At 56.5% G+C, this 11,352-nt stretch carries 8 protein-coding genes; 6 read left to right on the top strand and 2 right to left on the bottom strand.

All coding sequences use genetic code 11. The features are described from left to right. Positions 1-514 precede the first annotated feature (514 nt). Both L991_RS09975 and polA read right to left on the bottom strand, forming a co-directional pair. Positions 515-937 carry a DUF4145 domain-containing protein gene (locus tag L991_RS09975; RefSeq protein ID WP_197053860.1) on the bottom strand — a complete coding sequence of 141 codons (423 nt, stop codon included), beginning with the start codon at positions 935-937 and terminating at the stop codon, positions 515-517. A gap of 239 nt (positions 938-1,176) precedes the next feature. Continuing rightward, the gene (gene polA / locus L991_RS09970) at positions 1,177-3,954 is read right to left on the bottom strand and encodes a DNA polymerase I (RefSeq protein ID WP_047394827.1); all 2,778 of its coding nucleotides are present in this window, start codon (positions 3,952-3,954) and stop codon (positions 1,177-1,179) included. Between the two features lie 71 nt (positions 3,955-4,025). Between polA and L991_RS09965 the strand changes: the two genes are divergently transcribed. From L991_RS09965 to L991_RS09940, 6 genes are all read left to right on the top strand, one after another. Further along, positions 4,026-4,358 (top strand): DUF2782 domain-containing protein, encoded by a 333-nt coding sequence (locus L991_RS09965; RefSeq protein ID WP_051258623.1) that lies wholly within the window; start codon positions 4,026-4,028, stop codon positions 4,356-4,358. An 8-nt stretch (positions 4,359-4,366) separates the two neighbouring features. Further along, entirely contained in the window at positions 4,367-5,308 is a 942-nt protein-coding gene (locus tag L991_RS09960) for a homoserine kinase (protein WP_047394824.1), read from the top strand. A gap of 137 nt (positions 5,309-5,445) precedes the next feature. Continuing rightward, the gene (locus L991_RS09955) at positions 5,446-6,828 is read left to right on the top strand and encodes an FAD-binding oxidoreductase (RefSeq protein ID WP_047394821.1); all 1,383 of its coding nucleotides are present in this window, start codon (positions 5,446-5,448) and stop codon (positions 6,826-6,828) included. A 72-nt stretch (positions 6,829-6,900) separates the two neighbouring features. Continuing rightward, positions 6,901-9,087 (top strand): type I secretion system permease/ATPase, encoded by a 2,187-nt coding sequence (locus tag L991_RS09950; protein ID WP_052190797.1) that lies wholly within the window; start codon positions 6,901-6,903, stop codon positions 9,085-9,087. Further along, positions 9,087-10,517, top strand: a complete 1,431-nt coding sequence (locus L991_RS09945; RefSeq protein WP_028448389.1) for an HlyD family type I secretion periplasmic adaptor subunit — start codon at positions 9,087-9,089, stop codon at positions 10,515-10,517. The genes L991_RS09950 and L991_RS09945 overlap by 1 nt, the downstream gene beginning before the upstream one ends. Before the next feature lie 156 nt (positions 10,518-10,673). After that, positions 10,674-11,352 (top strand): retention module-containing protein (locus L991_RS09940; RefSeq protein WP_047394818.1); only part of this gene is annotated, 679 nt, incomplete at its 3' end.

Here is an 11,352-nt window from a genome sequence, read left to right as displayed (position 1 = left end):
AAACTCGCTGCGCGCTAGCGTCGCGCAGCTCAAACAGGTTGCGGCTTAAAACCTTGCCAAGCGCCTCCCGAACGGCGCGTCTCCACGGGCAATCTGTGCTAATTGGCGGTTGGGGTATATCCACCAAAGCTAATCAATAAAAAGCCTTCAGGGCTACACTGTGGTGGGTATGTGCATGAATCGTTGGTTTACGCCAATTCCCCTACAGCTGCGCCGAGCGAGAACGGGGCGGGGCGGGGTTTCGGCGGGGCCTGTTTTGTTAAGTCCCGCCGCCGCCTCGATCCGTCCGCAGTCGAGGGCATCGGCGTAGCCGACGCAGATGTGGGGTCGCCTTCCTTTGCTGACTTTCCTTGGCGAAGCAAGGAAAGTCAGTGCCGCGGCGCATAGCCGCTAATCCGTGGTGGATGAATGTTGCAGATAAAGAAAAACCGCCATGGTTGGCGGTTTTGAGGTTTAGAGCATGCGGAGCAATACCTTCGGCGATTACTCATTGCAGCGCTAAAGCGAAAATTGATTATGTATTTTTTTCGTCTCTTTTTTCTATTGATTTTCTAGCGCCTTCAGGAAGGGACATATAAAGGTTTTCAATCTGTTTTGGTCTTGAAATGCGATCTTCGACAATAAAATTAATCATAGAAAAGAGATTTTGAGCGATTTCAGGTGAGTCATTCAGATTGATTTCACCTGGATGAACTGCATTGTTACCGACGACCCGACAAAAATCCAAAGCCTGCTGAACTTGTACTGGTAAACCCTTTTCAACGAGAGCTTTAATATCCTGATTAATGTTCTCACCTTTTTCACCTAGTATTTTTACTAGTTTTTGCACTGCGAGACGAAGCATGGCAGCTGAGGCTCTTGGTGATTTGGCAAAGATTGAACGGGCCTCATTATATTCATCGATTATTTCTGCAGGCATATCTGAATGTGGTGGCATGATTGGAGATTCTGATGGAAGTATCATTTTCGCTTCGTGCCAATATGAGATTTGGTTACAGTGTTCGCAGCTGCACTATTGAAGTGGCGATTTGCTATCCCATGGAGAAAAATGCAATCTACCCCATTTTTGTTTTGAAAAAACACCACAATATATACAGTGAAACTGTTCAGTATTATGTTTTGGAGGGTAGTATTTATTCATATTTTTTCCTTAATTGCTTAGCTGGGCTCGAAAAATCAATGCGCCTCTTCCCAGTTCTCCCCAACGCCCACTTCCGCCAGCAATGGCACTTTCAACTCCGCCACACCCGCCATGATGATCGGTAATTGCGATGTTACTAAAGACAGCTCACCGTCAGGTACTTCTAAGATCAACTCATCATGCACCTGCAACAGCAGTCGGCTATTCAACTTCTCGGCAATTAACCAATTATTCACCGCCACCATCGCCAGCTTGATGAGGTCAGCCGCCGTGCCCTGCATCGGCGCATTGATTGCTGCGCGCTCCGCACCAGCACGCTGTGCGCCGTTGGATGATTTGATCGCCGGTAGCCACAGGCGGCGGCCGAAGACGGTTTCGACGTAGCCGGCGTCGCGCGCGGCGGCGCGGGTGACTTCCATGTATTCGGCGACGCCGGGGAAGCGGTTGAAATAGCGTTCAATAAAGGTTTTCGCCGCTTCCCGGGTGATTTCGAGCTGAGCGGCGAGGCCAAACGCGCTCATGCCGTAGATCAGGCCGAAGTTGATGCTCTTGGCGTAGCGGCGCTGCTCACCGGTCACTTCATCCAGACCCACGCCAAACACTTCGGCTGCGGTGGCTTTGTGAATGTCGAGCCCCTGCTCAAAGGCGCGGATCAGCGCGGCGTCGCCGGATAGATGCGCCATGATGCGCAGCTCGATCTGTGAGTAATCGGCCGAGACAATTTTGCAGCCCGCGGGCGCGATAAAGGCTTCGCGGATTTTGCGGCCTTCCGGCGTGCGCACCGGGATGTTTTGCAAGTTTGGGTCGGACGAGCTCAAACGCCCCGTGACCGCCACGGTCTGGTTAAAGCTGGTGTGCACGCGGCCGGTGGCGGCGTTGATCATCAGCGGCAGCTTGTCGGTGTAGGTGGATTTGAGTTTGGCGAGGCTGCGGTGTTCGAGCAGTACTTTCGGTAGCGGGTAGTCTTTCGCCAATTCGCTGAGTACTTCTTCGTCGGTGGATGGCGCGCCTTTCGGCGTTTTTTTGATGACGGGGAGTTTCAGTTTGTCGAAGAAAATCTCGCCGAGCTGCTTCGGTGAGCCGAGGTTAAACGGCTGGCCCGCCAGCTCGTAAGCTTGCTGCTCCAACTCGATCAGGCGCAGGCCGATGTCGTGGCTTTGGCGGTTGAGCTTGTTCGCGTCGACCAAAATACCGTTACGCTCCATCACGTACAGCACTTGGCGCGACGGCATTTCGATTTCGCGGTACACATAGTGCAGCCCGGCGTTGGCTTGCAAGCGAGGGAGTAGGGTATGAGCTAGGCGGCCAGTAATGTCGGCGTCTTCCGCTGCATACGCTGTGGCGGTATCCAGATCAACCTCGGCAAAGCCAATCTGCTTGGCGCCTTTGCCACAAATGTCTTCGTATTTAATCGTCGTTTCACCGAGCTCACGCGTGGCTTGGTCGTCCATATTGTGCTTTTCGTGGCTGGCGAGCACGTAGCTCATCAATAGCGTATCGTCGGCGATACCGGTGAGATTGATGCCTAAGTTCGCCAAAACGTGCTGATCGTATTTCAGATTCTGGCCGACTTTTTTATGCTCGGCGGATTCCAGCCACGGTTTCAGTTGCGCGAGCGTAGCGTCGAACGGCAGTTGTTCCGGGGTGTCGGCACCGTGGTGAGCCAGCGGCAAGTAGGCAGCTTCGCCCGCTTGCACCGAGAACGACATGCCGACCAAGCGCGCCTGCATTTGATCGAGGCTATCGGTTTCGGTGTCGAACGCGGTGATGCTGGCGGCGCTGATTTTATCTATCCATTTGGCGAGCAGTTCGGGCGTGTTGATGCATTCGTAATGGCGCTCGACGGGCGCGGCGGGGATATTTGATACTTCAGCGGGTATTGCCTCGCTAGGCCCGTTACCAAAGAGATCTGAGGTGATACCCTTAGGTTCTTCGGGCTTGGCCGCTGAACCAACTTTGCCTTCCATCTCGCGCATCCAGGTGCGGAAATTAAAGCGGGTAAACAGCTGTAACAGCGTGGCGCTGTCCTCGGCTTTCGGCGTTAGATCGGCAAGGCCGTTGGGCAGCTCGGCCGAGAGATCAACGTCGCATTTGATCGTCACCAGCTCTTTCGCGGTGGGTAACCATTGCAAAGTATCGCGCAGGTTTTGCCCGACCACGCCTTTGATGGACTCGGCGTTGGCGATGATGTTATCGAGGCTGCCAAATTCAGCCAGCCATTTGGCGGCGGTTTTCGGGCCGCATTTGGGCACGCCCGGCACGTTATCCACCGTGTCGCCGATCAGCGCGAGGTAATCCACAATCTGCTCGGGCCAGACGTTGAATTTGGCAAATACGCCATCGCGATCAAGCACTTCTTCGGTCATGCTGTTTTCGATGCGCGCGTAGTCATCGACCAGCTGCGACATGTCTTTATCGCCGGTGGACATAATCGTGGTGATGCCTTGCGCGGAGGCTTGCCGCGCTAGCGTACCGATCACATCGTCGGCCTCGACGCCTTCGAGCATCAAAATCGGGATGCCAAACGCGGCGACGGCTTGGTGAATCGGCTCGATTTGCACGCGCAGCTCATCGGGCATGGGCGGGCGCTGGGCTTTGTAGGCTGGGTAGATGTCATCGCGAAAGGTTTTACCTTTGGCATCGAACACGCACGCGATATAATCGGCGTGAGTTTGCGCCCGCAGCTTTTTGAGCATGTTCACAAATCCGAACAGCGCATTGCTCGGCGTGCCATCCGGGGCACTGAGTTCGCGGATGGCATGAAAGGCGCGGTACAGATAGGATGAGCCGTCGATTAAAAGCAGCGTTGCCATGCGGGCAGTCTCTATATTGAATGAAATAGTGCCCGCATTATAAACGTCGGAACCGACCAAGGAGTGACGCCATGCGTGAATTGCGAACCCGCCTGCTGGCCCTGCTGTTCAGTACTTTGCTGGCAAGCCCAGCGCTGGCCGAAGTGGTGGCCGATCTGCCACCGCCCATGCCGACCGAAGACACACCCTCTTTGGCCGAACAGGCCCCTGAAGTGCGCATCATCGAAAAAGCGGATGCCACGATTGCCGAATACCGTCTGCACGGCAAGTTGTATCAAGTGAAAGTCACCCCGAAAGTGGGGAAACCCTATTATCTGATCGACCCGACCGGCAAAGGCGAATTCATGCGCCGCGACGATGTGGGCAATATCGCCATCCCGACGTGGGTGTTGCTGGAATTCTGAGAGTATTCATGTCTGTTTTTACCACTGTTAGTGCCGACGAGCTGCGCCCCTTTCTGGCGCGTTACCCGCTAGGCGAGTTGCTGGAGCTCAAAGGCATTGCCGCCGGCGTCACCAATACCAATTATTTTGTGACCACCACGCAGGGCCGCTATGTGCTGACCCTGTTTGAAACCCTGCGCAGCGATGAGCTGCCGTACTACGTAAACCTGATGGTGCACTTGGGCGAGCAGGGCATTGCGATTGCGGCGCCGATTGCCAATGCCGCGGGTGAGTATATTGATACCCTCAATGGCCGGCCCACGCTGTTGGTGCCGTGTCTGCCCGGTGCGGTAATCGAGCAGCCGAATGCCGCGCAATGCCGCCAGGTGGGGCAAATGCTGGCGCAAATGCACCTGGCCGCACAAAGCTATGCCGGACAGATGGCCAATCCGCGCGGCCCGCGCTGGTGGACCGACACCGCGCAGCAAATGTATCCGTATATGGCTGAAGCTGATGCGGCCCAGCTGCATGCCGAAGTGCAGCTGCAATCGCTGCACAAATTTGATCAGCTGCCGCGCGGCGTGATTCATGCCGATTTGTTCCGCGACAATGCGCTGATGAATGGCGATGAAGTGGGCGGCTTTATCGATTTTTACTACGCCTGCAACGATATCCTGCTCTACGATCTGGCGATTACCCTGAACGACTGGTGTGTGCTGGCCGATGGCGAGATCGACGATACCCGCGCCCGTGCCATGCTGGCTGGCTATCAAAGCGTACGTGCGCTGACTGCGGCCGAAGTGGCCGATTGGCCGGTGATGTTGCGCGCCGCAGCGCTGCGCTTCTGGGTGTCGCGCCTGCTGGATTTTTACCAGCCGGCAGCTGGCGAGATGACTTTCGCCAAAGACCCGACGCATTTCCAGCGCGTGATTCAGCATCACGCCGCCCGGCAGGATTTCTGGCTGGCTTAAGTAATATACTGGGGGTGGTATCGCCCGCTATGCTTTGATCAGGCTAGGCTGGGTGGCTATACGGTAATGCCGATCGGCATCGTCGCCCCCGTTTTAACCCCGTTTTCGCCGTGCAGGCGAAAGGCCCAAGACCCGTAATGACACTGCTCGCGCAATTGCAGGCATGGCAACAATCCCATGCGATTTTGTTCGGCGCCGACACGGCGCCGTATTGTTTGGATCAGCGTCGCCGCTATCAGGGCGAGGCGCTGGCGGTGGCCCGCCCGAACAGCACGGCGCAAGTACAAGAGCTGGTGAAACTGTGCGCAGCGCATGGCGTGAGCATCGTGCCGCAAGGGGGCAATACCAGCCTGTGTGGTGCCGCCACGCCGCTGGCCAGCGGCCAATCGCTGGTGATCTCCTTCGAGCGCATGCAGCAAATCATTAAGGTGGATGCCGATAACAACACCATGACGGTAGAAGCCGGCGTGACCTTGGCGGCGGTGCAGCAGGCGGCGCTGGCGGCAAACCGCCTGTTTCCGGCCAATTGGGCGGCATTTGAAAGCTGTCAGATCGGCGGGGCGCTGGCGACCAATGCTGGCGGCGTGAATGTACTGCGCTACGGCAATATGCGCGAGCTGACGCTGGGGCTGGAAGTCGTGCTGGCCGATGGCGAGATCTGGGATGGCGCGCGCGGCCTGCGAAAAGACAATACCGGCTATGATCTGAAGCAGCTGTTTGTGGGCTCGGAAGGCACGCTGGGACTGATTACCAAGGCCGTGCTGCGCTTATATCCGCTACCAACGGCGCATGCCACCGCGCTGGTGGCGGTGAGCGACCCGCAGGCAGCGGTGGATTTGCTGCGCGGTTTGCAGGCCGAGGTGGGCGATCGGGTGACTTCGTTCGAGCTGATTTCTGCCCCGTGTTTGGCCTTGTTGCAGCAGCATTTTCCTCGCCTAGCCCAGCCGTTTGCGCCGCCGCCGGCCTGGTCGGTGCTGATCGAGTTATCGGATGGGGGCGAGAGTGAGCAACTGACCGAGCGCCTGGCTGAATATCTGTTTGCTCACGGGCTCGAAGAGGCCTATGTAGCGAATAATGCCAGCGAAGCGGCCCTATTTTGGCAGCTGCGCGAGTCGATCCCTGAGGCGCAGCGGGTAGAAGGCGTGAGCATCAAGCATGATATCAGTCTGCCCATCGGGGCAATTCCGGACTTTCTGCAAATATGCGATGCTGAAATGCAAGCGTCATTTCCAGATGTAAGGATTGTGGCCTTTGGCCATTTGGGAGATGGCAACCTGCATTACAACCTATTTCTGGCCGATAAAACGGCTGGGGTGTATCAGCAGGAAGCAGCGGTGAATGCCATCGTGTATCGGCATGTCGCGGCTTTGCACGGCAGTATCAGCGCCGAACACGGCATCGGGCAACTTAAGCGCGACACCTTGCGCAGTGTGCGCAGTCCACTGGAGCTGACTCTGATGCGGCAAATCAAGCAGGCCTTAGACCCCGCCGGCCTGCTCAATCCTGGCAAAGTTTTGTAAGTAGAGCACAAGCCGCGCTAGACTGGGCGCAGTTCCAGAGAACAACAACATCGCGGACCTTTAGGATCGGGCATGACGCAGACAAGCACGAGCAATGATGGATTTGGCTGGCATTTAGGCGAAGGGCAGGGGCATTTTGACCCGCTGCTGGATTGTCTGGTCGAAATAACCCGTGTGCATGGTGAACCATGGACCGCCCAGGCGTTGGCGGCGGGTTTACCGTTGGTGAATAACCAGCTCACTCCTTCGCTGTTGCCCCGCGCAGCGGCGCGGGCGGGCTTATCGGCGCGGGTATTGCGGCAAAAGCTCGAAGATATTCCCGAGCGCTTATACCCAACCATTTTACTGCTGAATAACCACCGCGCTTGCGTGCTGCTAGAGCGACTGCCCGGCGCGAAATTCCGCGTGCGGTTTCCGGAAAGTGGCGAATCATCCGAGGTGCTGGAAGGTGCCGAGTTGCTGAAGCTCTACGCCGGATTTGTCATCGTCGTGCGCCCGCGTTTTCGCTTTGATGCCCGCACTCCCGAAATGGGGCAGGTGCGCGAGCGGCATTGGTTCTGGGGCGCAATGTATGACAATTGGCGGATTTATCGCGACGCGCTGTTTGCCGCCTTGCTGATCAATCTGTTTGCCTTGGCAATGCCGCTGTTTTCGATGAATGTCTACGACCGCGTGGTGCCCAATCACGCCGTCGAAACCCTGTGGGTGCTGGCGATTGGGGCGGTGCTGGTGCTGGGGTTTGATTTCGTATTGCGCACGGCGCGCGGCTACATTCTGGATGTGGCCTCCAAGCGAATTGATGTAACGCTCTCCGGCCTGATTATGGAGCGGGTGCTGGGCGTGAAAATGCAGGCCAAGCCGGCCTCGGTAGGTTCTTTCACCGCCAATTTACGCGCGTTCGAGTCGGTGCGCGATTTTATTGCCTCGGCCTCGATCACCACCTTGGTTGATCTGCCTTTTGTACTGATTTTCTTCCTTGTTTTGACTTGGATTTCCCCATGGTTGCTGTTGCCGCCGCTGGTGGGGTCTTTGCTGATTGTGCTGTTCTCGTGGTTGGCACAGGACAAGATGAACCAGCTGGTGGAGCTGACCCAACGTGCCGCGGCGCAGCGCAATGCTACGCTGGTAGAGAGCATGGTGGGGTTGGAAACCATCAAGGTGATGCGGGCCGAGGGCGAAATGCAGCGCCGCTACGAGCGCGCCACCCGCTTTCTGGCGCAAATTGGTGGCCGCCTGAAGCTGATTTCAACCACCACGGTGAATTTCGCCCAGGCCGTAGCACAGCTGGTGTCGGTGGTGACGGTGATTGTCGGCGTGTATCTGCTGGTTGACGGGCAGATCTCGATGGGGGGCATTATTGCCGCCTCGATGCTGGCTGGGCGGGCGATGGCCCCGCTAGGCCAAGTGGCTGGTTTGCTAATGCAATACCAAAATGCCAAAACCTCGCTCGGCGCGGTGGAAAGCCATATGCAAATGCCGGTTGAACGGCCCGCAGATAGCGCTTTTCTGCATCGTGAGTCGTTCCGCGGCGAAATCGAGTTTCGCAATGTGTCGTTCACTTATCGCTCGACCGGGCGCGATGATCTGGCGCTGAAAAACGTCAGTTTCAAATTGAAGGCCGGTGAACGGGTGGGGATTATCGGCCGGGTAGGTTCGGGTAAAACCACGCTGGAAAAGTTGATTCTGGGGCTGTATCAGCCCGATGAAGGCGCGGTCTTGATAGATGGGATCGACACTCGGCAGATTGACCCCGCCGAGCTACGCAAAGCCATTGGCTATGTGCCACAAGACCCGCTGCTGTTTTTTGGCTCGCTGAAACAGAATATTGCCTTGGGCAGCAGTGCTTGCGATGACAGCCAGATTTTGGCCGCAGCCGAATTAGCGGGGATTGCTGAATTTGCCAACGCCAACCCGCGTGGTTTTGATATGCCGATTGGCGAACGTGGCGAATCGCTATCGGGCGGGCAACGGCAAGCGGTGGCAATCGCCCGGGCAGTCTTGAATGATCCGCCGGTCTTGTTGCTGGATGAGCCAAGTAGCTCAATGGATCATCAAAGTGAAGAACGGCTCAAGGCCAAGCTGCGCGGTTATTTACCCGGTAAAACGCTGCTGCTGGTGACGCACCGCACCTCCTTGCTGGAACTGGTTGATCGTTTGATTGTGATTGATCAGGGCCAGGTAATGGCCGATGGGCCGAAAGCCCAGGTGGTCGAAGCATTGCAGCAAGGGCGGATTGGCAAGGCAGGAGGGGGCGCATAATGAATGCACCACACACACAGCCGGCCAAGCCCGGCTTCATCAAGCGTAGCTGGGAAAACCTGCGCAGCTTTAGCAATATGATGTTCGATCGGTATATCTTTTTTGCCGATGACCGTGATCTGATCGATGACTCTAACTATGTGGCCGATGCCACGCATACGATTGCCGAGCAAAGCCCCTACAAGGCGCGGATTCTTATTCGGCTGTCTTTACTGGCGGTACTGGTACTGATTATTTGGGCTGCCCTGGCTGAGCTGGATGAAGTCACCAAAGGCGAGGGCAAGGTGATTCCTTCGCGGGAACTGCAGGTCATTCAGAGCCTGGATGGCGGTAGTGTGCAAGAGATTTTGGTGCGCGAGGGGCAGCAGGTCAAAAAAGGGCAGTTACTGCTGAAAATCGACCCAACCCGCTTTGTCTCGACCCTCAAAGAAAGCAATGCCCAGTATTTATCTTTGAAAGCCAAGGCTGCGCGGCTAGAAGCTCTGGCCAATGGTACGAGCCTGAATATGCCGGCTGAAGTCAGCAGCCAAGCGCCACAAATCGCGGCACAAGAAGAAATGCTGTACCAATCTAAACGCTCAGAGCTGGATGCGTCGGTCGGCATCGCTCGCCAGCAGTTGAACCAACGTACGCAAGAGTTGAACGAAATCCGCGCGCGTCGTGAGCAGGCCGCCCAAGGCTATGAGCTGACCAAGAAAGAGCTGGACGCCACGCGGCCGTTGTTGAAATCGGGCGCGGTATCGGATGTGGAAGTCTTGCGGCTGGAGCGGGATGTATCGCGCTATCAGGGCGAACGTGATAGCGCCGGGGCGCAAATTCCGCGCGTGCAGGCGGCGATGGCTGAGGCGAATCGCAAGATTCAGGAGGTGGAGCTGATTTTCCGCAACCAAGCCCGTACTGAGCTGGCCGAAACTAGCGGTAAGTTGAGTGCACTGTCGGCCGGTAGCGTTGGCTTGCAAGATCGGGTGAAGCAGTCTGAAATCCGCTCGCCCATGGATGGCACGGTCAAGCAATTGTTTGCCAATACCGTGGGCGGGGTGGTGCAGCCGGGGAAGGACATTATCGAGATTGTGCCTGCGGGTGAAAGCCTGATGCTGGAAGTGAAAATCCAGCCGCGTGATATTGCTTTCCTGCGTCCGCAGCAAAAAGCCACCGTGAAGTTTAGTGCTTACGATTTTTCGGTTTACGGTGGGCTGGATGCCGAGGTGGTGCAGATCGGTGCCGATACGGTGAAGGACGAGAAAGGTAACGCCTTTTATCTGATCCGCGTGCGGACCTCAGAAGCTTTCCTGCATAAAGATGGCAAACGTTTGCCGATTATTCCGGGGATGGTGGCTGAAGTAGACATCCTCACCGGCAAGAAAACAGTGCTGTCGTATTTGCTCAAGCCCGTGTTGAAAGCAAAATCCAGTGCATTAACCGAACGCTAAGCCATGCCGTCTGTCTGAAAAGCGCCCCGAATGGGGCGTTTTTCTTATGCCGTCAATAGAGGCATCGCCAGATTGTACTTTGGTACAGTCGAATTAAGACTATCCGTGTCCTAGGTTTAAAAAACCTTTTTTCGGTTCAGCGGGTGGAGTTCGATCATGGCCAGCACAGTTGCAAATAGTAAATCCGGTAGCGCACAGGGTATTGTTGTTGTTGCGGGCGAGGCGTTCATTCGCGATGCCACTGGTAAAGAGACCCCCGTTGTGGCCGGCGATCAATTGCTGGAAGGTCAGGTGATTCATACCTCGGCCAACGGCCAAGTGACGCTGATGTTGCCAAATGGCCAGTTAGTGGAGTTGGGCGCCGGGCGTGAGCTACTGCTTGATGCGGATTTGACCGGCAATCAGCCCACGGATGCGACTGAGGCTAAAGTCGCCTCAACGGATGCCAGCGCGGATCAGATTATTGCAGCGCTGAATGCCGGCCAGGATCTCAGCCAGGATCTGGAGGCCACCGCCGCAGGTCTGGGGGGCGCTGGTGGCTCGGATGAAGGCAGTGGCTTTGTTCGGCTACTGCGCATCGCCGAAGCGGTGAACCCCGTAAGTTTCGATTTTGGCGAGAACCCACTGCCTACGGTTGAGATTACCATCCCGAGCGCTGTCTTGGCGGCCGAAAGCCTCGGCCTGCCTAGTGCCGAGATTCCAAATACCGATGGAGGCAGTGGTCTACCATCTTCAGACCCAAGCGACATGACGGTATTGGAAAGCGACGGCCCCGTGGCCGGCGACTTTACCGTCAAAGCCCCCGATGGCCTCAAAGAGGTCACCATTGGCACCA

Origin of the sequence: Chitinibacter sp. ZOR0017 (genome assembly GCF_000799095.1) — a bacterium.
Classification (GTDB): domain Bacteria; phylum Pseudomonadota; class Gammaproteobacteria; order Burkholderiales; family Chitinibacteraceae; genus Chitinibacter; species Chitinibacter tainanensis.
This window is presented reverse-complemented; position numbering and strand designations above follow the sequence as displayed.